15 protein-coding genes are annotated in these 26,405 nt (G+C 45.3%); 5 read left to right on the forward strand and 10 right to left on the reverse strand.

The window, feature by feature from the left end; all coding sequences use genetic code 11:
• Nucleotides 1-7: 7 nt before the first annotated feature.
• The 5 genes from QT327_RS20125 to QT327_RS20145 all read right to left on the reverse strand — a co-directional run bounded on the left by QT327_RS20125 (nt 8) and on the right by QT327_RS20145 (nt 7,726).
• Entirely contained in the window at nt 8-1,306 is a 1,299-nt protein-coding gene (locus tag QT327_RS20125) for a RagB/SusD family nutrient uptake outer membrane protein (protein ID WP_289553834.1), read from the reverse strand.
• A complete protein-coding gene (locus QT327_RS20130) occupies nt 1,306-4,683 on the reverse strand; it encodes a TonB-dependent receptor (RefSeq protein ID WP_289553835.1) in 3,378 nt (1,125 codons plus the stop codon). Before QT327_RS20130 ends, QT327_RS20125 begins: the two co-directional genes overlap by 1 nt.
• Nucleotides 4,684-4,854: 171 nt before the next feature.
• Nucleotides 4,855-6,003, reverse strand: a complete 1,149-nt coding sequence (locus QT327_RS20135; protein ID WP_289553836.1) for a FecR family protein — start codon at nt 6,001-6,003, stop codon at nt 4,855-4,857.
• A gap of 69 nt (nt 6,004-6,072) precedes the next feature.
• Nucleotides 6,073-6,915, reverse strand: coding sequence for a phosphodiester glycosidase family protein (locus tag QT327_RS20140; RefSeq protein WP_289553837.1), 843 nt, complete (start codon nt 6,913-6,915; stop codon nt 6,073-6,075).
• 226 nt (nt 6,916-7,141) lie between these two features.
• Nucleotides 7,142-7,726: an RNA polymerase sigma factor gene (locus tag QT327_RS20145; RefSeq protein WP_289553838.1), complete on the reverse strand. Its 585-nt coding sequence runs from the start codon at nt 7,724-7,726 to the stop codon at nt 7,142-7,144.
• Nucleotides 7,727-8,041: 315 nt separating this feature from the next.
• On the opposite strand from QT327_RS20145, the gene QT327_RS20150 reads away from it, so the two are divergent.
• The gene (locus QT327_RS20150; RefSeq protein WP_130856097.1) at nt 8,042-8,893 is read left to right on the forward strand and encodes an ATP-grasp fold amidoligase family protein; all 852 of its coding nucleotides are present in this window, start codon (nt 8,042-8,044) and stop codon (nt 8,891-8,893) included.
• Nucleotides 8,894-8,963: 70 nt separating this feature from the next.
• Here the strand turns inward: QT327_RS20150 and QT327_RS20155 are convergent, their stop codons facing one another.
• The 5 genes from QT327_RS20155 to QT327_RS20175 form a co-directional block, all read right to left on the reverse strand.
• Nucleotides 8,964-9,221: a hypothetical protein gene (locus QT327_RS20155; RefSeq protein WP_130856098.1), complete on the reverse strand. Its 258-nt coding sequence runs from the start codon at nt 9,219-9,221 to the stop codon at nt 8,964-8,966.
• Between the two features lie 309 nt (nt 9,222-9,530).
• Nucleotides 9,531-11,216, reverse strand: coding sequence for a RagB/SusD family nutrient uptake outer membrane protein (locus QT327_RS20160; RefSeq protein ID WP_289553841.1), 1,686 nt, complete (start codon nt 11,214-11,216; stop codon nt 9,531-9,533).
• Nucleotides 11,217-11,231: 15 nt separating this feature from the next.
• Entirely contained in the window at nt 11,232-14,234 is a 3,003-nt protein-coding gene (locus tag QT327_RS20165; RefSeq protein WP_289553842.1) for a SusC/RagA family TonB-linked outer membrane protein, read from the reverse strand.
• Between the two features lie 591 nt (nt 14,235-14,825).
• Entirely contained in the window at nt 14,826-17,054 is a 2,229-nt protein-coding gene (locus QT327_RS20170) for a ligand-binding sensor domain-containing protein (RefSeq protein WP_289553843.1), read from the reverse strand.
• Nucleotides 17,041-18,219 (reverse strand): sialidase family protein, encoded by a 1,179-nt coding sequence (locus QT327_RS20175; RefSeq protein WP_289553845.1) that lies wholly within the window; start codon nt 18,217-18,219, stop codon nt 17,041-17,043. Before QT327_RS20175 ends, QT327_RS20170 begins: the two co-directional genes overlap by 14 nt.
• Nucleotides 18,220-18,411: 192 nt before the next feature.
• On the opposite strand from QT327_RS20175, the gene QT327_RS20180 reads away from it, so the two are divergent.
• From QT327_RS20180 to QT327_RS20195, 4 genes are all read left to right on the forward strand, one after another.
• On the forward strand, nt 18,412-18,957 hold the full coding sequence (locus QT327_RS20180) for an RNA polymerase sigma factor (protein WP_289553847.1): 546 nt from the start codon (nt 18,412-18,414) through the stop codon (nt 18,955-18,957).
• 164 nt (nt 18,958-19,121) lie between these two features.
• Nucleotides 19,122-22,562, forward strand: coding sequence for a SusC/RagA family TonB-linked outer membrane protein (locus tag QT327_RS20185; RefSeq protein ID WP_289553848.1), 3,441 nt, complete (start codon nt 19,122-19,124; stop codon nt 22,560-22,562).
• Nucleotides 22,563-22,593: 31 nt separating this feature from the next.
• Nucleotides 22,594-24,240: a SusD/RagB family nutrient-binding outer membrane lipoprotein gene (locus tag QT327_RS20190; protein WP_130856103.1), complete on the forward strand. Its 1,647-nt coding sequence runs from the start codon at nt 22,594-22,596 to the stop codon at nt 24,238-24,240.
• Nucleotides 24,241-24,253: 13 nt separating this feature from the next.
• Nucleotides 24,254-26,401 carry a PhoPQ-activated protein PqaA family protein gene (locus QT327_RS20195; protein WP_130856104.1) on the forward strand — a complete coding sequence of 716 codons (2,148 nt, stop codon included), beginning with the start codon at nt 24,254-24,256 and terminating at the stop codon, nt 26,399-26,401.
• Nucleotides 26,402-26,405: the final 4 nt, after the last annotated feature.

The following is a 26,405-nucleotide window of genomic DNA, read 5'->3' on the forward strand; positions in this document are numbered from 1 at the left end:
TAATGGGTTAGTAACCTTCGTTCTGTGTGAGATTCGGATTCACCTCACGCTCGTAATCGGGTATCGGAAATTTGGTTCGATAGTCTTCAATACCCAACACCTCCACGGCTTTACCCGTGCGGACCAAATCGAACCAACGAAAACCTTCTGCGAGTAGCTCCCGTCGCCGCTCGAGGGCTACGGCTGCTTGGTATTCGGCCTCGTTGGAAGGATTGATGGCCGAGAGGTTTCTTGCGGCTCTCAATGCGTTTAACTGCGGCAGTCCTGCCAAACCTTTCCCCTCGGCTGCAATTAAATACATTTCGCCTAGGCGGATAACCGGAATGGGGTCGGTTCCTGTTTGGCCGCTGGGGTATTTATTGATTACATTCAGTGAACTCACCGTTGCGATGCTCATGTCTTTGCGGTTGTCGCCCTCCTCAAATAGGTTCATCACTTCATCGGTTGGTTTATAAACGTATGAGCCGCTTACGTCATGCGCATAAGTATAAAATAAAGTGCTTAGGGTAATGCTCGATTCTTCCGTTAGGTTTTTAAAGGAAAAAATTTCTTCGGTGTTCTCCGTATGCCTGAATATTTTGTCGAACCGATCCAATGAAAAGCTCCCGGAGGCAATCAGCTCTTCTGCCACTTGGGCCGCTTCTGCCAGTTTGTTTTGTCCGAGCAGGACGCGAGCTAGCAAAGCCTTTGCTGCTTGCTGCGATACGTAGTAATAGTCACCTTCGAAAGCCGGTGCTTTTTCCAGGGCTATCGCTAAGTCGGCCTCGATCTGGCTCCACACAGCACTCGAAGGATCACGCGATACGCGTTCAGTGGTGTTTTCCAAGATTAAGGGCACGTCGCCCCATCGGCTTACCAAATTATAATAGATATAAGCACGGAAGAAGTGGGCGGTACCTTCAATCCGCGTGCGTTTGTCAGATTGCGGCAAACCGGCCATGATATGGAGGACGTTGTTGACCTGGTACAGCGACTGGTATAGGCCACTCCAGTTGTTGTTGACCAAATTGTAGTCGGTACGCAGGATGTTACGGATAAAAGCGAGCTCGCTTCCGCCCGAAGCATTAATCAGGTTGCCGCCTACTAAATCGAACATAATGTAGGATTCTCTTCCTTGATTGTTTTGCACGGCATTATACATACCGTTTAACAAGGCATCCATGTCGCGCTCGCTTACCGTTTCAGGTGCTACTGAAGTTTGCGGATAGAAGTCGAGTTTGGTACAAGAAGAGAAGGACACCAGCATCAGGACTGCCAAGATGCCGGTAATTGCTGTTGTTTTATACATGCTTAATTTTTTCTTCATTAAAATCCAATATTAACACCAACATTGAAGCTGCGCAGTTGCGGTAAGATCAAGTTATCCTGTCCGATAAATTGCGGATCGAAATCATTGGTTACTTCCGGATCAAAGCCGCGGTATTTGGTCCACAGGTGTAGGTTATCACCCTGTACATATACCCGTAGTCGTTTCATGCCGATTTTATTTGCAACCTGTGTTGGCAAGGTGTAACCAAAATTTAATGCCCGTAAGCGGATGTATGAACCGTCCTCTAAGAAGCGGGAAGAATTTTGGGTATTCCAACTATTGCCGTAAATGGCACGCGGGGTTGTATTGCTGGTTCCAGGTCCGGTCCAACGCTCATTAGCTACTCGCTCGGTCATATTCATGAAACCGCTACCCAAGCGGTCGGTGTTGACACGATAACTTGCATACACCTTGTTACCGTAAGAATAGGTGAAAAAGATGTTGAAGTCGAAGTTCTTAAAGCGGAAACTGTTGTTCCATCCACCGTAGAAATCCGGGTTGGCAGTGCCCACAATTTGTCGGTCAGACACATTGATGGCTCCGTTGCCATCCAAATCTTCATACATCACATCGCCCGCACGTATCCCATTTTTATAGAGTGATTCCGGCACTTCCTGGTCCGACTGGTAAATTCCGAGCTGTTTATACATATAGAAGCTACCTACTTCCTGCCCGACCTGCAGGGTCATGTTAGCGCCGATTAACAGCGCTTCGTCACCAATCAGGGAGGTCAGCTTGTTTTTGATAAAGGAGATGTTGAAGTCGGATGACCATTGTACGGGTCCTAGCGGTACCTGTGCGTTCAGCAAAAACTCCCAACCCTTGTTTTCCATTGAGCCGATATTGCTGATGATCGAAGTAAACCCGGAAGTGGAAGGCTCGGGTTTGCTGTATAATAAGTTATCTGTTTTCTTGATAAAATAATCGGCCGTCAGATTCAGTTTTCCACCAAGCAAACCAAGGTCTAAGCCAGCTCCATATTGTCGGGCCGTTTCCCAGGTCAGATCGCGGTTACCATTAGTGCTGACACCGATACCGCTTTGATTATTGTAATTGCGTCCTCCGCTCATTTGGGCATGGTAAGCGTAGCTGCTGATACCATCTTGATTACCCGTTTCACCATAACTGCCGCGAATTTTGGCTGTTGTACCGGCAAGCGACCAGAACGGTTCGCTGGAGATATTCCAGCCGGCGGATACCGATGGGAAGTAGCCCCAACGCTTATCCGGATGGAACTTGGACGAACCGTCCGCACGTAAGGATAGGCTCAGTAAGTATTTATCATCCCAAGATAGATTGGAACGACCGAATATCGACATCAAAGCACTTTCCGTCAAGCTAGTCCCTGCCGAAAGAATGGAGGCAGCTACCGAAAGCTGTTGGAAGGAAGGAGAAGGAAAACCGCTACCTTCTATGTTGGAGCTGGACAGGTTGAGGCGCTGATAGGAGTAACCCAATAATCCTTCCACACTGAGTTTATCGAAGGTTCTATTGTAATTCAAGGTGTTCTCCCATAAGATATTGGGTGTAAAGCGACGATTGTCGTATTTTACGCCGATGCCCGTTCCATAAGGATGGTCTTCGGCATAGTAAATATTGTCAAGGGTATAAGTAAGATCGGTACCCAGCATGGTCTTGAATTTCAGTCCATCCGTAATGGTAGCCGTACCGAAGAACGATCCCAAAAATCGGTAATTATCCAGCGATACGTTTTGCTCATTGATAATCTGGAAAGGATTGTGATAGATCAATTCGTCGGTACCGCCTAAATAATATTCGCCATTAGGCTTAAAAGGACGATCGAAGGGACGTTGGAGCAAAGAACGCCCCATCATGGTGGTGCCTAGGTTCGATCCCGGCACGCGTTTATTCTTGGAATAACTATAGCTGGTGTTTGCCCCGAATTCGAGCCAGTTATAAAGCTTATGCGTTAAATTGAGTTTACCGGTATAACGTGTAAACTTTTGGTCGATAAAGGCTCCTTCCTGACTGAGGTAATTGCCGGATAAGTATACGCTGGTTTTATCGGTACCACCGGTAAAGGATAAGGACAAACTGGTGGTATGGGCCGGACGTGTAATCAGATCAAACCAATCGGTGCCCGGTTCGCCCGGAAAGGGGTTTTCCTTGCGCTCCATGTAATTTTTAGCACCGGGGGTGTAATCGTACTGTGTATTAAAATTGTCGATCGCCTCATTGATGACCGACAGGTACAGATCCGGATCGGCCATTTTCATTTTATCCGTATTGGGCACTACCGATACACCGGTAAAAGCGTCAACGCCAAACTTGGTTTGATTGGCCTTGCCTGATTTGGTGGTAATGAGGATGACGCCGTTGGTGGCGCGACTTCCGTAGATGGCTGCCGAGGCTGCATCCTTCAGCACTTCCACCGATTCGATGTCGCTCGGATTCAACAGCGCGAGCGGATTCATGTTTTCACCAAAATTCAGTAAAGCAGCATTTTGGTTCACGACGGGTATTCCGTCGATTACATAGAGCGGCTCGTTCGTTGCACTCAAAGAGCCGATACCACGGATGGATACCCGATTTACCGTACCCGGGCTACCGGAACCGGCGCTCACCTGGACGCCGGGCATGCGCCCTTGAATCAGTTGGTCCGGACTTAATGCAGGTCTCGCATTTTCTTCGGTCGGTTTGAAAGATGATACTGCCGCTGTGAGGTCGCGCTTTTTCTGCTGACCATAACCAATAACAACCACTTCCTCTAAATCCGACAAATCGATTTTCAAGACTACCTGCAGCTGGTTTTGGCCTGCCATCTTAAGCTCCTGCTTTTGATAGCCGATCAAACTAAAAACCAGCACATCGCCCGTGTTTACCGGTAACTGAAAACGTCCTTGTGCATCACTCGTTACGCCGCGTGTGCTTCCTTTTACGATAATGCTGACCCCGGCCAATGGATTGCCTGTCGTATCCCTTACCTGTCCGCTAACAGGTTGCGGTTGGAGGCTTGGCTTCCTGGGTTCGACTTGCCTTTCATCTCGTTTAAAGAGAATATTGCGATCGACAATTTTATAAGAGATGGGTAAGTTCTTTAAGCAGGCTTCCAATACTTCTTCTATGGGTCTATGCTGCAGGTTTAAGCTCACCTTCTCGGTAGTGAAACTCGGATCATCGTAAAGGAATACATATTCCGTTTGATTTTCGACCAATTTGAATACTTGGTCTAAGGGCATGTTCGTTACTTTCAACGACACATTTTGTGCATAAGTCGATGCACTGACTTGGATAAATACCGAAAGTAGTAAACCGACAATTAGTTGAAATCTCATGATGAATTTCAGTTGATTAAATGTTCGTGGAGGCGGCCACCGTAATGACGTAGCCGTTGCATGAAATACTAATTTCATTAACTTTGTAAGGTTTGAGTTTAATTTAATTTGTTTAAGTTCTTCGAATCATTGGCTCAAGCATGTGCGTCTTCTGACTGCCATCAGAAGACGCTTTTTTATGAAGCCTTTCTAGGTAGTCTTTACGGTTTCATCGTGTTCATTTTTTTGTTTAACATCGGTTTCTTTGTTTTATTGAATGATAATTTGTTTGACACCGTTAACAGTCTCGATCTGGCAATTGAGCTTATAGAAGGATAGAATCTCCAGGACCTTGGACGCATGTGTATTGCGGTATACCTCGCCTGATAAGGTAATTTCCGGCTTTTTGCCTTTAAAGACGACTTCTACATCATACCAGCGGGATAGCTGCCGCATCACCATGCCGATATCCGCCCGGCTAAAGCTGAATTTGCCGTTCTTCCAAGCTACCGCATCCGAAACATCTGCTTGTTTTACGGATAAGTGGCTTTGGCGGTCGAGCGCTGCCTGTTGCCCGGGCCGGAGCATGACAGTCTTGTGCTCGGCGGTTTCGGCTACGCGAACAGAACCTTCTATTAATGTGGTTTTCACCACCGGTTCATCCAGGTAGCTGTTGATATTAAATTGCGTACCTAAGACTTCGACGATTTGCCCTTTGGACTCAACGCGAAAGGGACGTGTCGCATCTTTCGCCACCTCAAAATAGGCTTCGCCTTCTAACTTTACCAGTCGCTCTCCCAAGTTGCCGTTAATGGCGTAGGTTATGCTGGAAGCCGCATTTAGCCACACCTTGGTACCATCAGGCAGCACTAAATGATATTGCCCGCCCCGTGGGGTACGCATGGTATTGAACCGGGGTATCGTTGCGTCGCTTGTATTGGCTCCGCCGAGTTGATAAACCAATTCCCCATCCACATTTTTGAAGATGGCATGCGCACCCTCTTGCGCAATTTCCCCATTCGGACTGCCGTCTAATATGATTTCTTTGCCATTGGCTAGCTTAAGGATAGCCCGGTTTCTGCCCGGTGCGATATCGGGTTGACTTGCTATGGTAGCGGTCTTGCCACTACTTTTAAATCGGTCGGATGGCTTAAATTGATAATACACACCCACTGTTAGTAGCAGCACAGCGGCAACGGCTGCGGCATAGTGATACCAAGGGGCTATCCGCCGAATCGGGGATCTCCTCAAGCGATCTCTTATGTCGATTATATCTTCTTCTACCTGCTCTTTAGCAGGTTCTTCTGCTTGGATATCCAATTGCCCATACCATTGTTCCACCCGCATACGCTCCTCCGGCGTGCATTCGCCGGCGAGGTAGCGTTTCAACAGTTTCTTAATGTCTTCGTATTCCTCCATGTGTACTGCGGGGTTGCTTTTAGGAGATAGTACCTTAAGTCTTCCCTTGGGCGTAAGAGAAAATTAATTTTATTCTTTCAAGTAAATAATGTTGGCTACAGGGCGTTGTCCTTCATGGTCGAACTGCTTGTTGTCACTGGGATGATTGACGACACCATTTGCCGTTGCTCCTTTCACGTAGAGCGTGCTGCTTCCTCCGCCATCTACGTTCATCGCATGTTTTGCGCCTAACCAGCGTAGCGTTTGGGTTAATTCGCTCAAATTCATACCCGCGGCTTGGCTGTTTCGACCGTCTACTACCAGAAAGATCAGTTTGTTCTTGCGGGTAATGGCTACCGCGCTGCGGGGATGGCGGTTGGTGTTAAAGGGATTGTTGGCAAGTACTGCATCCTGTCCGCGGTGGATTAATAGCGGTCCGGATAGGAGGATATTCGGTTTACTGCTCTGCTCATAGTTAACGGCTGAATCTGGTTGTATTTCAATGGCTTTTTTATCGATCAATAAGATCGCATTGGCACGGTCCGTTTTCTTTTTGGTGGTATTTACGACTTTACCATCCACCTTTACATAATCCCAGGAACCGCCATTTTTCATATCAAAAAAGCCGCCATTGATAGCCACCAAAGCGCCTGCTTCTGTGGCAAATTCGGAGGTTTTTTTCAGCTCTTTTGGATCAGCCGCAAGGTGGATGTTCTTTCGGTGTTTTTTCAGGTCGATCTCCACGAGGTTGATTTCCTGCTGGCTTCCAAAGAGTTTTTCAAAATGGCCCTGTTTCCAGGTGACGCCTTTTTTGATCGGAATAATTTTCCATTCTTTATTAAGTACGGCAACGGAATCTGCGGATTGTCCGAAGACGAGAAGTTGGCTAAGGAGCAGGAAGCTGAGTAGGATAGGTGCTATTTTTTTGTTCATATCGCGTTTTTATAGAGATAGTACTGCAACAGCGCCTTAGGGCGTAAAAGAAAATAAAAAAATTTAAGAGCCTGTTTAAATTTGTATTATAAAATTTGTTATAGGCTATTTTTGAGTGAACCAAGGCAAATTTAGCAGGGGTAGCAGGAAGCCTATCTCGATAAATTAACGCAGGTGCAGCCAAAAAGAGGCATAAGAAAATGATTAGATAAATTCTAAACGGGCTCTAAGGAAGGAGGAAATAGGCGAGAGAGAGCAGGGTTCCAAATTTGGGCCGAAGTACCTTCAGGGCATTGTTCACATGTTTTTTTACGGTGGTTTCTGAAAGGCCGAGTTCCTGGGCAATTTCCTTGTGGGAAAGATGGGATTGACGGCTCATACGAAAGACCTCCTGCATCTTTTCGGGTAAGCGTACGATTTCGTTTTCGATCAACTGGCCGAGTTCTTTCTCCCGTACCCGGTAGTCTGCCGTGGTATTGTCATGTGTATTCACCGTTGCGAGGGATTCAAAATAAACCGATTCTACTTTTTTATGAGCAATTAATTTAATAACCCGGTATCGCAGGGTGGCATAGAGGTAGCCGGCTAAGGGGCTCTTGGGGCTTAGTGAGCTGCGGTTTTGCCAGAGTGCCGCGAAGACCTCTTGCAGCAGATCTTTGACTTCGTCCCGATTGTTCAATTTTTTACAGGCATGTGCATAAAGTGGCCGGGAGTAGCGTTCATAGATTTCTAAATAAGCCGCGTAGTCGTCTCGCAGCATGAGCCGTATCAATTCATGTTCATCATACGATTTATAAGACAGCTTCGCCATAGCAAGACTATAGATAACGGAGCCAAAATTATCAAAAGGCTATCAAGTTTATAGTTATGGCAATATTAATAAAACTTTAAAGTTTTTTAAATTTTCTTTTCAAGATGTAGGAAAGTATTAGCTATACAGTTGGGTCGTTTTTGCCATGGCTTCGTGTAAAGTGTGTCTTATGACGATTGACAATGTGTATTTTTAATATGAAAAATCGTGCGTGCGATTGTTCTTTTGTTGCCTATTTACAGTAGGACTAAACAAGCTATATTTATAACATGATACAGAATTAAAAGTCACTCTAAATTATAAACCGTTTAAATTATGTTAGGTCGCATTAAACTTCATTTGTATAGCGGTGAATTCTCAAACCGACTCAGACGTAGACATCAAGTTTTATGGCAGGAGGCGGAGCCGCTCAAAAAATTATGGTTAACAAAGAACAATTCTATTGATGATTGGCGTGATGAGAACTTGTGGCAAAGACGACTAAGTAATAAACTCAATGCTAAAGAATTTGCACAACTACATGGAGCTAAGACATCAGCTCTTTATTGGAAAGGCCGTGATGTTGAACGCATAGACTTTGCTTCACTTCCTGCTCAATATGTGATCCGTCCTACTTTCGGGAGTGGGTGCACGGGAGTCTTTTTAATGGATAATGGATTCAATTTATTTGATAACAAGTATTATTCTGAACAGGAAATTGTTGCTATACTGAGGAAAAATGTAAAAGAGCTACCCAATCAATGCATTTTAGTTGAAGAGTTTTTAACGAACGAAGCAGGAAAACATGTCATCCCGACCGATTATAAATTTTTTTGCTTTAATGGAAAAATTGCTGGCTTGAGCGTTATCAATCGGCAAGGGCCTCACGATGGAACAAGTGCTTTTTTTAACGAACATTGGATTCCGATGGAGCCACTAACTATATCTTACCCATATCCTTATAAGTTCGGACAAAGCAAACCAAAATGCTTCGAAGAAATGGTTGAGCAAGTGAAAAAACTGAGTAAGCTCTACGGAATATTTGTACGGATAGACTTTTACGCGACTTCAAATGGCCCTGTATTCGGTGAGTTTACGCCGACACCGGGCTTAGGGAGGGGATTCACCAAATATGCCGAAAAATTGTTCACGTTATATTGGGACGAGCACTGCCCAGGTCAAATTTAATATAGGCGATTGATAAGTACCGGCTCTTTTGCACCGGGCATCGTAGATATTAAGTGTGGAGTTAGAAAGTTTATGACACTTTTTCATGAAACTCCGGTGCTCCCTTTCCCATTGATAGAGGCTCCCCATGAAAGATACCTTTTAAATGCTTCAGCGACAAGGATTCCCATTCGTATACTTGTAAGTTGTTGACTTCAAGTTCCTTTGTGATGGGATTTTCGGAAATAATATGATCGTTTTCTAATGCAATATATCTAAAAGTTCCTGTACAGTCAGTCTGCACATCGGTTTCCAGTAGGAAACCTAATGATTCTAACGTTAAACACATAAGGGGCGGTATTGATAACTAGTTAGTTACAAAAGCTATACCAAGCTTCGCTCTTTCCTATGGATTTAACAATTTTTATGTTTTTAAAAGAACGTTTTTGGTTTGTTCGAAAGAAAAAAGCTCCAGTTTTCACTAGAGCTCTGAACAATTAGACTAATATGAAGTATGTACATTAAAGTGAACACTTGTACACGATGAATGTTTGGAAAAATAATTGTTTTTTTTACGTTTTTATCGGTCTGCTGATAACGAGAAAAAACCTTGAAGAAAGGCTATGTAGCCTCTTCAAGGTTTTCGAAATCTGAAATATTAATATCCCGGATTTTGGGTTAAATTATTGTTTCCGGAAATAGCCTGTGTAGGTACCGGGAACCGTTTCAGGTGATCAGATTGCGAGGCTTGATGATCCCACCAGTTTTCGGTGGTGAACATATTCCAACGGATCAGATCTGTACGTCTGCGGCCTTCGCCCAGAAACTCGATACTCCACTCATCTAAAAAGCGGTATTTATCGAAATTATCGACACGTACCGGATTAGGATCTACCCCATTCTCGAAATTGCGCCTCCGTACGGTATTGATGAGTTCGGCAGCACCAGCCGGATCTCCGCTGCGCCATTTGCATTCGGCCAGTATATAATACACTTCGGTCAGTCGCAAAACCGGATTATCCGCTCCCCAACGCAAGGTGTTTTCGGCTAAAGTGGGAATGGGCACTTTTACTAATCGAATACCGGTATTCTCCTCGCCCTCCGACATTTTAGAAGGAAGCTGAGAAATACCGCTGTACTTTTTGCCTGGACCAACCTCGCTGAAACGCCCCACTTGGTCGCGTAGCACAAGTGCCCTGTCTTTATATTCCTGGGTGCCCACAATTACACTGCCATCAGGTTTCAGTTGCGGCCCGTTCAAAAACATTCCTTCGTAATTGCCGCTCCCTAAGTAATGGTAGGGTCTTTTGCGAAGATCAGCTGCATCAAACTTCTCAAACGGTGAACCCAGTTTCCATTCATTTTTATATAAACTGGAATCAGGACGTCTGGAGGGACTTAAATGCGTGCCATTGTCGGCCCCCATATCCTGATCAAAATATTGTCGGCTGTTATAATGATAGAAATTGCCGTAAAACCAATCGTACTGCAGCTTGTTGAACTCGGAAGGGATGGACCAGATGATTTCAGGCGATTCATTGTTTTTAAAGCTGTGCGGGCCATACCAGGTCGGATCGAGCTGGTAAGAGCCGTATTGACCATCGATAATAGCCTGTGCTAGTTGCTGGGCTTCGGCGTACATAGGTTTACCAATGTAGGCCTCGGCGTTAAAATAGAGTTGGGTTAGCATCATGGCTGCGGCCGCTTGCTTCAACTCACCCGCTTCCTTCTGTCCGGCTTCCTTCTTGGGCAAAGTCGCCATAGCCGTTTTTAATAATTGTTCAATGTGATTGAAGACCTCCTGATCGGTATTGCGCGGTAAACTCTCTCCTTCCAGGTTATTGAAGATAGGCATTCCTCCAAAATAGTCTAGGCCGCGTAAATAGAAATAGGCAATCAGCGTATTAAGTTGGTTTACGTGGGATGTCTGATCTTCCGGTGTCAAAGCAAATTTGGTATAGTCCAACTTCTCCAAATCGCTGCGTGCGTCCAACGCCAAGGCGATGCCCATCAATGTACCACGCCAGGTTCCCCAGATCCATCCTTCATCAGGCGTCCACGTGTGGTAATGAAAACGTTCATTCGTACCGCCATTGTACCAGTGGGGTCCTTTCGTTGTAATGGCAAAATTGTCAGCTGTTTGTTCCTGTAACTGCCAGCGGTCTTCACCCATATACCAGCGGGCGTGGGTAAACGGACGGTTGAGGGCGGCCAGAATGTCCTTTTCACTCTTGAAAAAGGTTTCAGGAGTGACCTGGCTATAAAATTCCTGATCGAGCTTGGTGCAACTGCCTAGCAGTACCAAAAGCGATAATAAGGTATATGTGAAAAGCTTGTTCATCATTGCATTTGTTAAAGGTTAAAAACTCGCCTGTAAACCGAACATAAAGGTGCGCGTGCGTGGGTACACATCGAGCTCCTCAAAGCCGGGCGCTAAGCCGTTGATATTGATTTCGGGATCAAGACCGCTGTATTTGGTGAAAACGAAGAGATCTCGTCCGGTTGCATACACACGGATATTTTTAAAGGGGCCGATCCATTTTTTATTAAAAGTATAACCCAAGCTAATGGCATCTACCTTTAGGAAGTTTCCGTTTTCGAGCCAGTAATCGCTCAATTGTTTTTCACCTTTTACATTGGCAAGTTCATCGTAGGCGCTTTTCAATACATTCCTACCGGTCACATTAGCTATGCCATAGTACATTTTGGTCATGTTAAACACATCATAGCCTAACCAACTGCGGAGATAGATGCTGGCGTCCCAATTTTTATAGGATATGGCATGATTCCAAGATAACTGTAATTTCGGGATACCATTGCCGATGAAGCGTTTATCATCGAGTTTTTTATCACTTGCCGGAATGACTTCGTTGTTTTTGTTATATAACAGCCATTGACCATCGTCGGTGAAGCCTGCAAATTGCCAGATATAGAATTGGCCAATCGCTTCACCGGGATAAAGGCGTACCGCAGTACCCGGAGATCCAGGTGCGGGGAAGTTTTTATCGTCCATAAAGGTCTGGCTGCCCCAGAGTGTGCGCAAATTACTTTTATTATGAGAGGCCACAAGGGAAGTAGTGTAAGTCCAATCGTTCTTGTTTACTACATTGTAATTTAATTCAAACTCGAAACCTTGGTTTTCCATGCTGCCCACGTTCATGGTTGTTTTATCATGGATGGCGGGCGGTTGTGATACACTGATTTCATAAATCAGATTGTCTATAACCCGCTTATAGTAGTCGAACCGACCACTTAATTTATTATTCAGAATGGTGAAATCCATTCCGACATTATATTCTTTTTTGATTTCCCAACGGATATTCGGGTTTTGGTTGTGTTTAACACCAAAAGTACGGTTCCAGTTTCCGGCGAACGGCCACCAGGTGTCGGCCGAATACATCCGGGTTGATACCTCGGCACCGAAACCTTCGTTGCCGGTTTCACCGTAACCAGCGCGGATCTTGATGTCGTCAATAAAAGAAAGCTTACGCATGAAAGGTTCCTCGCTGAGCCGCCAAGCTGCCGATACACCGGGGAAGGTGCCCCAGCGATTTCCGGGAGCGAATTTGGAAGAGCCCTCGTGACGGAGATTGGCTGTGATGATATAACGATCTTTGAACGAATAATTAACGCGTCCGAAGAAAGCGGCCAGTTTAACCCATGGGTCCTTCCAAGAGCCCAAACCCGCACGGCCATCAGCCAGCCAGGTACCTGAACCCATATCGTGTTCTTCCAGCCCATCAACCGGAAAGTTGGAGTTTTCCGCCCAGAACCCCTGTCCGTTGAAGTCCTGATAACTGTAACCGGCTACCGCAGTGATCTGATGGTTTTCGAAACGCTTGCTATAGTTTACTGTCCACTCGACTATACGGTCTTGCCAACGTTTGTATTCTTGTTTGGCATAACCGTCCACATTTTGTTCACGCGAGACACGGTGCTGCGCCGAACGGAAGAAACTGGGATGTTCGCTGTTGTTTTTGATACCCACCATAGCGGTTGTATAAAGGTCTTCCGTCAGGTTTACTTTTAAGGTGGCATTGGCCAGTAGGTAGCGATATTGATTTTGTTTTTTACGTAACATCACTTCTGCCAAGGGATTCCAGGTATTATAGCCTCCGGTTAAGACATTATAGCCGGAGGGATCCGATGGGTCGTATGGTGAGATAGTGGGGTCTAAGCCAATGGCGATATTATAGAGGCTGTTGTTTTCATCACGGAAGTTGCCTGGCGCACTGTTCCCGGGGAAATCGGCATCTACTTGATTGTAACTGGCATTGGTGCTCAATTCCGCACGTCCATCGAAGAATTTGAAATTGGTATTGACCCTTCCACCAATTTCCCCGCGTTGCGAACCAATTGATATACCTTTGGCGTCGCGTTTGAAAAAGGTGGTGTACACATTGGCGTTTTCGGAACCACCACTTACATTTACCACTTGGCGGTGACTGAAGGGATTTTTATTTGTGATGACGTCATACCAGTCGGTACGAGCGCCATTGTCTTCTCCAAGGCCATGGGCAAGGTATTCTTCTGCTGAAAGGACATCGGGTCGTTTACGAACACTTTCAATAAAATACTCCGATGTAAAGTTAACGGTTGCCTTACCGGGTTGTGGTCGCTTGGTAGTAACCAAAATCACACCACCGGAGGCTCGTGTACCGTAGATTGCAGCGGCCGATGCATCTCGAAGTACGTTAATGGATTCAATATCTTCTTTGGCAACGGAATTGATATCGCCTCCGGGAACGCCGTCAATAACGACTAAAGGTCCTTGTGAGGCCTTGACCGAATTGACACCACGGAGCTGAATGGAAACGCTGGCGTTCGGATCAGAGCCATTATTGGAAGCGATGTTTAGACCTGGAACCTTTCCCTGAATGGCCAGTAGTGGCGATACCGTACCGGCAACCAAATCACGCTGCTTTAAGTTGGATACTGCGCTGGTAAGCTCACGTTTATCCAACGAGCCATAACCAACCACCACCACTTCTTCCAAGTTGTTTGCATCTTCTTGTAATTGAATGTTTAGATTTTGCTGATCGGTAACAGCAACTTCTTTGGTAATGTAACCAAGCGATGAAATAACGAGGGTTACCGGTACCTGGGGTAAGGCGAGCTCAAAGAGCCCATCTTGATTGGTTGATGTACCTCCCTGCATGCCTTTAATTTTAATACTGGCACCGATCAGTGGCATTGTTCCGTTTACATTCGTGATCTTTCCACGGATCGTCCGCTGCTGAAGCGATGTTTCATAAGCTGACCGAATAACCGGTCGGGCAGCTGCATAAAGGCTTTCCCTAGCCACTGCGCAGCTGAGAATGGGAATGCTGCATAGCGCAATCCATTTGCTGTGTTTTGTCATAAATTTAAGATTTGTTTTGTGTTTATAATGATGTTTAACTAATGGGCACCAAGTTGTTATTCTTCGTAATATGCAATAGAAAATGCTTGAAATCGGTTAAAGGGTCGGTTACAAATGAGGTAATTCGTCGGTTTTTCATTTCGTTCTAAAAAGCTTGGTTAGCTAGCTTACATATGTTGATTCGCTACGAATAGTTTCTTTTTGTTCCTAATTCGATTTAGCAAATGTTTTGCAATATTACGAATTATTTCTTTTTGCCGAGGATAAGGTGTGCCTCTAATCAAATTCCCATATCATTTTTACATTAGCGATCAGTATGAGAAGAGGTTAGGACCTTATGTATATCGATTGGTTAATGCCTCCGGATCCGCTGCCTTAAAATGAAAAACGCCCAGCTTTTGGGGATGCTTGGACGTTTTTCTATTTTTAATCAACCTAAACCTTACTAATAACTAATCAAAGCTTGTGCCAAAAGAAGAATCGCTTTTGTAACAGATTTGTAGCAATCTGCTGTCGGCGATCAGCCATCGGCAGTCAGCTTTGGTTTATGTTAGTCTACTTGCCAGTAGGCAGGTGTCACTGTCACTGCTACTACTTCACTACTTCCAAATACCGTCCGAGCCAGTACGGGAGTAACCAAATATCACCCGCACTAAACTCTTCCGTTCCGTTGCTATCTTCATCCAAAATAAAGGTTGTTCGATTATGTCGGTGGACGGGGCGCTCTTTGGGCGAAAGAACGGCATCCGTGCTTTGATTCATAAAATTCTCCTCCAAGTGCCTGATATCTTTTCGGGCACTGTTCGTCACTTGCCAGTTGATCAGATCCAAGGGGAATTCGCGCAAAAACCACAGGGATGCATCCCTGTCAAAGTTCTTTTCGCCAACCATAGCAGCGAAGAAATTCCACAGCGCATCTTTTTCCGGTCGTTCGAATTCCCAGTGATCCAGAATTGCTTTTCGAAAATTATTCTTTAATGTATCATTTAAGGCATAGCGATACAAGCCCCAATAGCCTAAAAAATACATCTCATCGTCGGAGTGATTCCACCTTTCAGAAAGCATCTTGCTATAATCATCAGCTTTTTCATCGGCTTGTCCAATACCTTTCATCGGCCGCATCAGGTTTTCATAGTATCCGTGCCTGTCCATTAATTCCCACGCCTTATCTCGGTATTTTTCTTTTTTAGTGAAGTAATAGGCTGATTGTAACATGGATATGATGTTGGACGAGTTTAATTTTCGATCGCCTATGTTTGTCGGAAATTGATTGACATAAGCGGGGTTCCACTTCCCCCACAACGTCGGCTTTCCGTCATGGTCAACAAGATAAAGATCGTTAGCCACAATATGCGACATCAGGGAATCCATCAGTGTAACGGCTTTTTCTTTCACCCAAGGGTCGTTTACCACCTCGGCCAGCACCGAAAAAACAAAAAGATGACCAATTGCCTCATCACTACTGGTAGTGGATTTCCAGCTCCACCGACCATCAGGCGCATCCAACCAAACCTTGCTATCGGCAAGATCTGTCTTGTGACCGATTCGTTCGAATGATCGTGATGGAAAGCCTTTTAAAGGATTCACGCTATAAAGGCGCTCCATGGCCAATAAAGATTCGCGGCAATTCAGCAAGGCATCGGAATCTTTGGTCGTAGCGTAACGGAAGGCCTCCGCTGCCAGATACATAGACGTCCATAAACCGTCATTATCAGAATCGGACAAAATGCCTGTTCGTAAATTTCCTTCCTTCAAGCCTTTCAGTGTTGCATTCAAACCGTATCGAATATGCCGCTCGCGCACTTGTTTGTCATAATAGGCGGCTTTCTCTTCCAAGCTCATTGCTTTATGGTGCAAGCGGGCCAAACCTTTGTTCGTAGCTATTAACACCGTTGATTCCGGCCCTTTGGCAAGCGAATATACCGTGTCGCCCGGCAACCAGCGGCCACTTTGATAATAATCAAAAGCCCCATTCTCCTGTTGCCTAAAGGCCCCGTGCATCGATCCAAACCAAAGCGTTCCATCGACATACTGAACTGTGTTCACCGGTTGCGCCGGCAGCCGATCATCCCAGTCGCCTTGCTGTATCATCTTTACTTGTCCATCCGTTGACTTTTCTATACTGAATAGGCTATACCGATCTGATTTGGCAAGGACCAGTAGTTTTCCGGTTTCATTAAGCGTAAAGCAGCTAAAATCACTCCCCCGATAAACGGTGTGTACCTGCTTGTTTTGTAAACTATAATTATATAGGGCCTGATTACTGAGCATCCAAAAAAGCTGATTTCGCGTGTCATAGTGTACGGCTTTAATTTTATCATCTACGCGAGCATTTGCGAGCACTTTTCCATCCATCGCATAACATCTGATCTGTTGCCCATCGGTCAGAAAAACGTTTCCCGTTTCGTCCATTTCCAAAAATTTTGCCTTTGGCAAGTGATGTTTAAATAAACAGGTTCCTGCCCAGGCATTGCTATAAACCAGTTGGTTGGTCAGGTACACAAAATTGTTTTGATATAGGATGATATCTCTAAAAGTTTCCAAGGAGTCGTAACGATACGTGATGTCGGCCGATAGCCTGCCTGGAAAGAGCAATTTGCCATCAAAAGGTTTTAATAAACGACCTGCCTGCAAAAATTGAATCCGCCCATTTCGATCACTCAAAACTTTCGCATTATTCGTTTTTCGATCATGGGTGTAATATTTTATGGCATATTCCTGTTTGAACCGATCCTGGGCAATAGCCGTTCGCCATCCAAAAGGTTGAAGAGCCAAACATAGAAGCAACACTTGGTAAATCTTCTTTTTATTTAATATCATCGGGAGAAATTTTTAAATATTTTATTGATTTTTTATCGCTTGTCACATGGTAAGAATAGCTGAGGTGGATAAAGCCATCGGTCGATTGGACGATTGACGGGTAAGAACAGGAAAGTTTTTTCTTGTCATCCGCTTCAAGCAGGGTGCTGAGTTTCCAGGAAGTGCCGTCGTCCTCGGATAAATACAAACTGAGTTGATAGCGTCCATCATCCACATCGTTACCTACCAATAGCCACCGCCCATCGAGCAAGCGAATGACCTCCACACTGGCGGTATTGGGAATCTCCGTTTTTCTTGCTACCGTCCATGTTTCACCGCCATCCATTGAAATGCTTTGTTGAATTCGAGCGGGCGCATCCCCGCTGTCGCGCATATAGGCTACAATATCGCCCTGTTTCCGTCTTATTAATGCGGGTTGGATGTTTCCCCGGCCCGCGACGGGTTTACTTGGTCGCCAACTTTTTCCATCGTCTTCGGATATGGCGATGAGAGAGCAGTTAAAGCCATCGGAATATAAGGGCAACAATATTTTATTGTCGGCCAATAACAGGGGTTTAATGCGTGTCATCCAACCGAAGCTACGTTTGGCGGGATCTTGTGCATTGGTTACGATCATTTCATCATAAGGTGGTGCGTAGGCTGCCCAGCCATGTTGTTGATCGGGCATCATCGATAACTTCTCCTTAAGTTCCTGCACAAAACTGCTATCGGGTTTTAAGAGTATATTGTCCTGCCAGCCCCAGTTGGGGGCCGCACTACCTTCATATTCATCAGCTACACGATAACGCAAGATCGACTGCTCCCAACGGTTCGCCTGTACGGCAATCCACGCGAGATACAACTGCTTTTTGTGATTCAAGAACAGTACAGGATTGCAATCCGGGATACCTTTCGTATCGGCCATTAGAAAAGGCGTGGACCAAGTTTTGCTCCCTGCGCGCTTTCTGGATCCCATAATGCAAACATCATCGGCCCCTCGTTCTCCACTGCCATAAAACCAGGCCGCCAATACGTCTCCGTTCGGTAAAACGGCCAAACTGCTACCGTGGACATGTTTTGCCTGCAAAGGAAAAATCAGGGTCGCTTCCGCCACTTTAGGTTGTGCTCGAAGGGTTATACTGAATAATAAAAAGATCGCATAAAAAATGAAATGATGTCGCATCATATGCAGGTTTGTCTTAAGTTAGCATCTTCACCAATCGAATGCTCATTATATCATACGTGGCAATATTCAAATCGGGCTACTTGAAATCAAAATTTTAGGATTGACGCAGATTGAGGTTTATTAAGCGCAAAATGCGTCACCAAGGAGGAGCTTTCACCGATAATTTCGTTGAACAATCAAATTAAACAGCTTATGTCAACGGACCTACATGTAACGCTCCTGCAGCAAGTGAAGCAGGGCGACAACAATGCCTTCAATCAATTGTACAAAGCCTACAAACTGGATGCTTTTAAATTTGCCATGCATATGCTTCGCGATACAGAAGAAGCAGAAAATATGGTGCATGATCTCTTTACCAAAATCTGGCATAACAAAAACAAGATAAAGCCCGAACAGAACTTCCGTTCCTTTTTATTTACTTGCCTGCGTAATCTCGTGCTCGATCACATCAAGCGCGAAAAACGAAATCGCATTGCCTTTCAATCCTATATCAACGAAAGTTGCCAAAAAGAGGACCCCATTGGTGTAAGGGAGCGGCGTTATCGTATGATCCAAACCGCGATGAATGCCTTAAGCGATAAACGACGGGAAATTATTTATATGTGTTTTGTAGATGGTAAATCCTATCAGGAAATAGCGGACAGTTATTCCATCTCCAAGAATACGGTCAAAAATCAGCTGGTAAAAGCAAAGCAGTTATTACGCGATCAGCTAAAACCTAAAATGCTCATAGCTTAACGTTAATATTATATTAACAAAACAACAACGTATTGTTAAACAAGTAATTATTTCAAAATTACCATTGTATTTGATAGCCTTTTTTTACTTGTCCGTAGTAGTATAATTGATCAGCTAACAAAATCATCTGCTGTAAAAAGGGAAAAAATCAAAATAAGGAATTTATGAAATTCAATTTACCAAGCACGCCCAAACTGCTCATTTGTTCGCTAGCGGTGCTGTACCAGCTCGGACTACCGATAAGCGCGTCGGCTTCGGTTGGGAACGGGGTCCTGACTACCGCTGCGCACGCAGATGCCGTTTCCGTCAACCGGCAGGCTATCTCTATTCAGGGCGTGGTAACTTCGGCCACCGATGGCCGGCCGTTCCCTGGTGTTAGTATTAAAGTTAAAGAAAACGGAAGAACCACTACGACCTCCATGAACGGTACCTTCCGTATTGAAGTACCCGATGAACAAGCGATTCTCGTATTCACGTTTGTCGGTTATAAAGAAGAGGAAGTACGCGTAGGTAGCCAACGTATGTTGCGAGTGGCCTTGGAAGAACGGACGGAAGGGCTGGATGAGGTGGTGGTTACCGCCTTAGGCATCAAGCGTTCGACACGCTCATTGGGCTACTCGGTAGGGGAGTTGAGCAGCAAGGATATTAACAAAGTGGCACAGGATAATGTACTCAATAGCATTACCGGTAAGGTGCCAGGCGTTAGTATCAGCTCTACGGGCTCAACCGGTTCTTCCGTTAGCATGGTCATTCGGGGAGCAAAATCCTTGAGTTCGGATAACCAACCGCTCTTCGTAGTGGATGGTGTACCGATTGCCAACACGATTAATAATGTCAGTCAGGTAGGTACCGACAACAACGTAGATTATGGTAATGCCTTGGCCAGCCTGAATCCGGATGACATTGAAAGCATTTCGATCCTGAAAGGGCCGAGTGCCGCGGCGCTCTATGGTTCACGGGCGGGCAATGGCGTGGTATTGATCACCACCAAAAGTGGTAGCGGTTTAGATAAGGTGCAAATTAATGTGACCAGCAATACGGTATTCGATGTGCCGTACAAATACCTGGATATGCATCATCGCTTCGCCGCAGGGGTTATTCCTTTTACGCCGGAAAGTACTCCTAATGGGACGCTCACCATTGAAGAAGGATCGGCAGGCGCTTTAGGCCCCGAACTTGACCGTGGCTATCAAGCCATTCAATGGAACAGTCCGCTAGATGCGGAGGGTAACCCTGTCGCCATGCCTTTGGTCTCTCATCCGAACAATATCAAAGAATTTGTACAAACGGGTATTACCTCTATTAATGGGGTGTCCATCGCTAACAATACGGAGAAGATTACTTATCGGATTTCTTATTCTAATATGATGAATCGAGGCCTTATTCCGAATAGCGATCTGAGTCGGAATTCACTGAACCTCAATAGCAGCTTGAAATTGACCGATAAACTTAAGCTCAGCTCGCAAATTGATTTCAGTCGTAATGGCTCTGATAATCGGCCCGCAGGTAACCGAGGTACCAATCCCCTTCAATGGGCTTATGCCGTAGCACCTCATATTAATATTTTGGATTTAAAAGACTATTGGCTGCCCGGACAAGAGGGGGTGGTGCAGCGTTCGCAAAGTTTGGGCGACTATGATAACCCGTATTTTCTGGCCTATGAAGTGAACAATGCCTTTAAGCGCGATCGCGTTTTCGGTAATATACGTGCCGATTGGCAAATTACGCCCGAAATAAGTTTAATGGGACGCTATGCACTCGATCTTTATCACGAAAAGAGAGAAACGAAAGTTCCGTATAGCTATTCCAATGATCCGAAAGGAGCCTACGGTATCACTAACTTAAATAACCTGGAACAGAATATTGATTTCCTCGCTAGTTATCAGAAACGCTTTAACGATGTGAGCTTTAATACGTCAATAGGCGGAAACACCCGCTATCAGCGCAATGAAAATGTCATCAATGCCTCGATTAATGGAAGCGGTTTAACAATACCCAACTTATATACCTTATCCAATATCGCTCCGACAAGTTTACGTTACAACAGTTACATCGGTGAAAAAGCCATTCACAGTATATATGGATTAATTAACGTAGGTTACAAAGATTTCATTTACCTGGATTTAACTGCGCGAAACGATTGGTCGAGCACCTTGCCAAAAAACAATCGTTCCTATTTTTACCCTTCCGCCTCCTTAAGTGTATTATTGAATGATGCTTTTAAATTACCCGATCAAATCGATCTGTTGAAATTGCGCGGTGGCTGGGCGAGAGCCGGTAATGACACGAGTCCCTATAACTTGATCAACGTTTTACAAAATATGGACCCCTGGGATAATGTGGTTCGCCTTGGCTCTTCGAGCGCTTTACTCATCCCCGACCTGAAGCCGGAGCAAAGTACATCCTACGAAGGTGGTTTGGATTTTGCCTTATTTAATAATCGATTACGTTTTGCCGGCACCTATTATAAAGTGGATAATCGGAACCAGATTATTCCCATTCAATTGCCCAGCTCCAGTGGTTATACCTCTAAAAACATCAATGCCGGCTTATTGGTAAGCAAAGGGTGGGAACTCAGTTTAGGTGGCACACCGATCAAGTCGACCAACTGGAATTGGGATATCAACCTCAACTGGTCGAGAAACAGAACACGCATTATGGAATTATCAGATGGCTTGGAATACTACGAGTTATGGTCGGACGCCAAGGGCGGTGCCCGTACCTATATAGGGGATGAAATTGGTGATCTCTACGATGCGGAACTCGTTACAGTGAAAGACGTTAATTCGCCTTATTATGGTTATCCGATCCTCGACGAAAATGGCTCCTGGCAGAGTATATCGATGACCAATACGCGCACCAAAATCGGTAATTTCAATCCCGATTTTAGCATCGGCTTACAGTCGGGCCTTAGCTATAAACGCTTTAGCCTGAATTTCTCTCTCGAATGGCGGAAAGGAGGCAAATTTGTTTCGCAAACCTATCGCTATTATGAATCGGACATGAAAACGCAGCGCTTCCTTGACCAGCTGATCAATCCAAATGGTATGAGCGGGCAAGCGCTACGTGATTACCTGGTGAACAATGATCTGGTGGTTGTGCGTGGCAACCAGTTCCGCATTGTGGGCGGACCAACCCCCGAAAGCGGTGGGCTTCCTTTTACAATGGAAGGGCAGACCTATAACTTCGGCGCTTTTAACCCCGGTGTTATCGCACAATATGATGACGATGGCAATATTGTTGGCTATACCGAAAATTTGGGGGGCGAAGGTACTAAAATCATACCCTTGAGCGATAATTACCCTTGGGACTTTATGAGCGCTGCTACCTTTGATGCCGACTTTATAAAGCTCCGGGAAATCTCGCTTGGTTATGAGCTACCTGGCAACTTCGTTAAAAAGCTGGGTATGCAATCGGCCAACGTTTCCATCTACAGTCGTAATATTATCTTATGGACGAAATCGAAAATCGGGATCGACCCCGAAACGGCTTTTCAACCCGGAGCCGGAACACAGGCAGGTACCCAGTTCAAACAAGGGATTGAACGCTATAATGTAAACCCGTGGGTCATGCCGATCGGTTTCAAAATAGCAGTGGTTTTTTAACCTAATTAGTTATCCAACAAGAAATAAAGCCATGAACAACGTAATAAAAACGCCGGTCGCTTACTTACTCTTGATAGCAATACTCTTGTTTTCCTGTAAGAAGCTGGACGATCTGAATGTGAATCCCAATGGGGTAGATGAAACGGCGGTGAATCCTAACCTTATTTTGCCAACGATATTGAGCGAAACAGGGAAGCTGTATACCAATTTAGGCTATCAGGATATCGCCGGTGTTGTGCAACATACGCAGAAAGATGCTTGGTTTGAAAGCCACAACGATTATGATTGGGCGGGCAGCCAAAGCTGGACAGACTACTACAATATTTTACGTAACACCCAACTTCTCATGAACCGTGCCGAAGAAAGTGGACAGGCCTTTCATCAGGGCGTTGGCTTGGTGATGAAAGCCTATGTCTTTGGGCTTATTGCCGATTTATGGGGTGATGCGCCTTACACCGATGCGTTAAAAGGGAATTTAAACGACCCACAGTATCTTACGCCCAAATATGATACCCAGGCCGATATTTATCATGGCATTTTAGCCGAATTGGAAACCGCTAACAATTTACTCTCGCAACCGGCTTCTTCTTATACGGGTATCGAAGCGGCGGCGGATCTGTTCTATAATGGTGATCCAGCGGCTTGGCGGCGTTTTGCCAATTCACTGGCCTTGCGTTATTATATGCGTCTTTCGGCTAAGGAAGCCTCTTTTGCGCAGGCAGGCATAGAGAAAATCGCAACGAATCCGGATCAATACCCGCTGATCTTAGCGGCGGATGAAGATGCTGCGATGAGCTACCCCGGTACCACAAGCGCCAATGCCTGGCCTAGTAATACCGAGATTGACGATACGGGTGGGTCGAATTTCCGTCGATTGAAGATGTGTGCCACTTTGGTAAACACCTTGCAGCAACTGGATGATCCCCGCCTGACGATATGGGCCCAAAAAGTGGAGATTCCTTTGGTTGTTGATGCCACTTTACCCCCGCGCACCGATCGCATTAGCAATGGGAAGCGATACTTGTCGCCCGATATGGTAGCCAATACCTCCGTTGATACCGATCCGGATTATGTAGGTATTCCGCCTTCTTACTCCAATTTGCCATCCAGTTATAATTTAAACCCAACACCGGGGCAGACCTCATTTAATCCCCATGTTTCTTACTTAAACGAGCGCTATCGGAAAGCTTCCGGACCTTTACTAAAGGCACGGCTCCTTTCAGCAGCCGAGGTGCATTTTATACTGGCTGAGGCTTCACTGAAGGGATGGAATACGGGTAATGCCGCCGAACATTATAATGCGGCCATTGAGGCTTCTTTAGATGCCTGGCAGCTAGCCGCCAATTATAATGCGTATATTGAAACAGAAGGAGTTCGTTTTGATGGGTCGCTTGAACAGCTGATTACCCAAAAGTGGATTGCTAGTTGGACGGCCGCAACGGAGGCTTGGTTCGATTTTCGAAGAACCGGTTACCCTCGGTTGCAAGCGGGGCCGGTAGCGCTTAGGCGGGCCCTTCCCTTGCGCTTTTATTACATGCAGGATGAAATCAATATGAACGGGCAACATGTACAAGAGGCTTTAGATCGATTATCGACCACCGCTTTTTCACAGGCTGATGGTAAAAACAGTGCTTGGTCGAAATGCTGGTTGTTACAAGATACCAATAATCCTTACTAATTAAATTGCGAGAATGAAACAGCGCTTACTGACGGGAATTTTTCATGTGTTTTTTTATATAGGGCTCAGTTTTGCCCAAACTGCTGTGACGCCCCAAAATGCGTTGCAGCAGTATCTAAAGAAAGAAGATGATACGTATAGATGGATCATACACGATACCTTGAGCCTTGGCAACGAGACGAAGGTATATCGCTTGCTACTCACTTCTCAAACCTGGCGAAACATCGTTTGGACGCATCAGCTCAGTGTAATTGTACCGAAAAATTTAAAGCAAAGTGCTGCCTTATTATTTATCAGTGGCGGTTCGCTGGATAAGGGACAGCCAAGATGGACCGATAAGCAGGATGCGTTAACAGTGAACCTAAGCTCCCTTGCAGAAAAAAATGGAGCCTGTGTAGCGCTATTGAAACAAACACCCAACCAACCGCTATTCAATGGGCTGACAGAAGATGCGCTCATTTCTTATACCTTTCATCAGTTTCAGAAAGAGGGCGACTACACATGGCCTTTACTTTTTCCCATGGTAAAAAGTGCTGTTAAAGCCATGGATGCGGTTACGGAATTCACTGAAAAACATACGATGGTGCCTGCTGATCGTTTTGTGGTGTCAGGCCTTTCCAAACGGGGATGGACAACTTGGCTGACAGGGGCCAGTGATCAACGCGTCATAGCAATTGCTCCAATGGTGATTGATGTGCTGAATATGCCCGTAAGTCTGGATTATCAAATTGAAACCTGGAAAGAATACAGCGTTGAAATTCAGGATTATGTAAACTTAGGTATTCCGCAGCAGGCAAAAAGTGAAGCCGGCGCTACACTCCTGCAAATGGTTGATCCCTATAGTTACCGACAGGCGTTGAAAATGCCTAAAATGATTTTTATGGGTACCAACGATCCTTATTGGGTGGTTGATAATATAAAACACTATTACGATAGTATCCCGGGAACCAATTTGCTGCATTATGTACCTAACGTAGGGCATAATTTGGGAGACGGACAAGATGCCTTTAATGCGTTGAATGCCTTTTTTGCCTTAACGCTCCGGGATGAAGGATACCCGCCTGCCGAATGGCAAATCAATACTGAAGGGAAGAAAGTAAATTTGGCGTTGAAAATTCTTCCCGATAAGCTACAGGGTATAAAAGTTTGGGAAGCCTCCTCTAAAGATGCTGACTTACGCAATAATGTATGGTTATTCAGCCAAAAGAACTACGTGGGAAACGAGGCTCAGCTTCATTATTCCTTTGACTTTCCCAGCGCGGGCTATAAGGCATTTTTTGTGGAGCTGCTCTATCCCGATCCTACGGGAAGCACCTATGGGCAGTCGAGCCGGATCTTTGTAATGGATAGCCTTGGATTGGTAGAAAGTCATCAACACGGTCATCTGGAAGCGACGCTGAAGGCTTTGGCGGAACCACATCGGAATAAAATCTTAGTGGCCGCGCATCGCGGAGTACATCACGAAGTACCGGAAAACTCGCTTGCAGCCATTGAAGCCGCCATTAAACAGGGTGTAGATATTGTTGAAATAGACGTAAAGGTAAGCAGCGATGGTATTCCTTTCTTGATGCATGATCAAACCATCGACCGCACAACGAATGGAAAGGGGGATGCGGAAGGCTTTACTTTTCAGGCGCTAAGCCGATTACAGTTGAAGCACCGGGGCAAACAAACCAGCTACCATATTCCCACCTTGGAAGAAGCTTTACAGCTCGCAAAGGGGAAAATTGTACTGGATCTGGATCTTAAAACAGATAAGTTGGATCCCATCCTGCATACCGTTGCCAAAGTAAAAGCACAGCGGGAAGTGATCTTTTTCGACAGTGATTACAAGCAGTTGGCAAAAGTAAAGGCTGCCAACTCCTCACTTAAACTAATGCCGAGATCACATGATCTAAAAGAAGCCGACAAAGCGCTCGCGCTGTTTGAGCCAAGCATTGTGCACCTGGACGAAAGTTTTTATACCAATACCGTAACAGCTCATATCAAAAACAAGGGTGCCAACGTTTGGATGAATACCTTGGGTGATCTGGATAAAATGATCGCACAACAAGCGGACCTAAGCGAGTTGGACAAGTTTCTTGCAAAAGGCGCCAATATTATACAAACAGACGAGCCCGAAAAACTATTACGCTATCTCAACGGTAAAGAGAAGCGATAAAAAA

It is taken from the genome of Olivibacter sp. 47 (assembly GCF_030372825.1).
Classification (GTDB): domain Bacteria; phylum Bacteroidota; class Bacteroidia; order Sphingobacteriales; family Sphingobacteriaceae; genus Olivibacter; species Olivibacter oleidegradans.

What these genes read in the sequence shown, in the direction of transcription:
- QT327_RS20190 (WP_130856103.1), top strand. Translation starts at nt 22,594, where the DNA reads ATGAACAACGTAATAAAAACGCCGGTCGCTTACTTACTCTTGATAGCA.
- QT327_RS20195 (WP_130856104.1), top strand. Translation starts at nt 24,254, where the DNA reads ATGAAACAGCGCTTACTGACGGGAATTTTTCATGTGTTTTTTTATATA.
- QT327_RS20135 (WP_289553836.1), bottom strand. Translation starts at nt 6,003, where the DNA reads ATGGAGGAATACGAAGACATTAAGAAACTGTTGAAACGCTACCTCGCC.
- QT327_RS20155 (WP_130856098.1), bottom strand. Translation starts at nt 9,221, where the DNA reads ATGTGTTTAACGTTAGAATCATTAGGTTTCCTACTGGAAACCGATGTG.
- QT327_RS20175 (WP_289553845.1), bottom strand. Translation starts at nt 18,219, where the DNA reads ATGATGCGACATCATTTCATTTTTTATGCGATCTTTTTATTATTCAGT.
- QT327_RS20125 (WP_289553834.1), bottom strand. Translation starts at nt 1,306, where the DNA reads ATGAAGAAAAAATTAAGCATGTATAAAACAACAGCAATTACCGGCATC.
- QT327_RS20130 (WP_289553835.1), bottom strand. Translation starts at nt 4,683, where the DNA reads ATGAAATTAGTATTTCATGCAACGGCTACGTCATTACGGTGGCCGCCT.
- QT327_RS20160 (WP_289553841.1), bottom strand. Translation starts at nt 11,216, where the DNA reads ATGATGAACAAGCTTTTCACATATACCTTATTATCGCTTTTGGTACTG.
- QT327_RS20185 (WP_289553848.1), top strand. Translation starts at nt 19,122, where the DNA reads ATGAAATTCAATTTACCAAGCACGCCCAAACTGCTCATTTGTTCGCTA.
- QT327_RS20145 (WP_289553838.1), bottom strand. Translation starts at nt 7,726, where the DNA reads ATGGCGAAGCTGTCTTATAAATCGTATGATGAACATGAATTGATACGG.
- QT327_RS20140 (WP_289553837.1), bottom strand. Translation starts at nt 6,915, where the DNA reads ATGAACAAAAAAATAGCACCTATCCTACTCAGCTTCCTGCTCCTTAGC.
- QT327_RS20170 (WP_289553843.1), bottom strand. Translation starts at nt 17,054, where the DNA reads ATGATATTAAATAAAAAGAAGATTTACCAAGTGTTGCTTCTATGTTTG.
- QT327_RS20165 (WP_289553842.1), bottom strand. Translation starts at nt 14,234, where the DNA reads ATGACAAAACACAGCAAATGGATTGCGCTATGCAGCATTCCCATTCTC.
- QT327_RS20180 (WP_289553847.1), top strand. Translation starts at nt 18,412, where the DNA reads ATGTCAACGGACCTACATGTAACGCTCCTGCAGCAAGTGAAGCAGGGC.
- QT327_RS20150 (WP_130856097.1), top strand. Translation starts at nt 8,042, where the DNA reads ATGTTAGGTCGCATTAAACTTCATTTGTATAGCGGTGAATTCTCAAAC.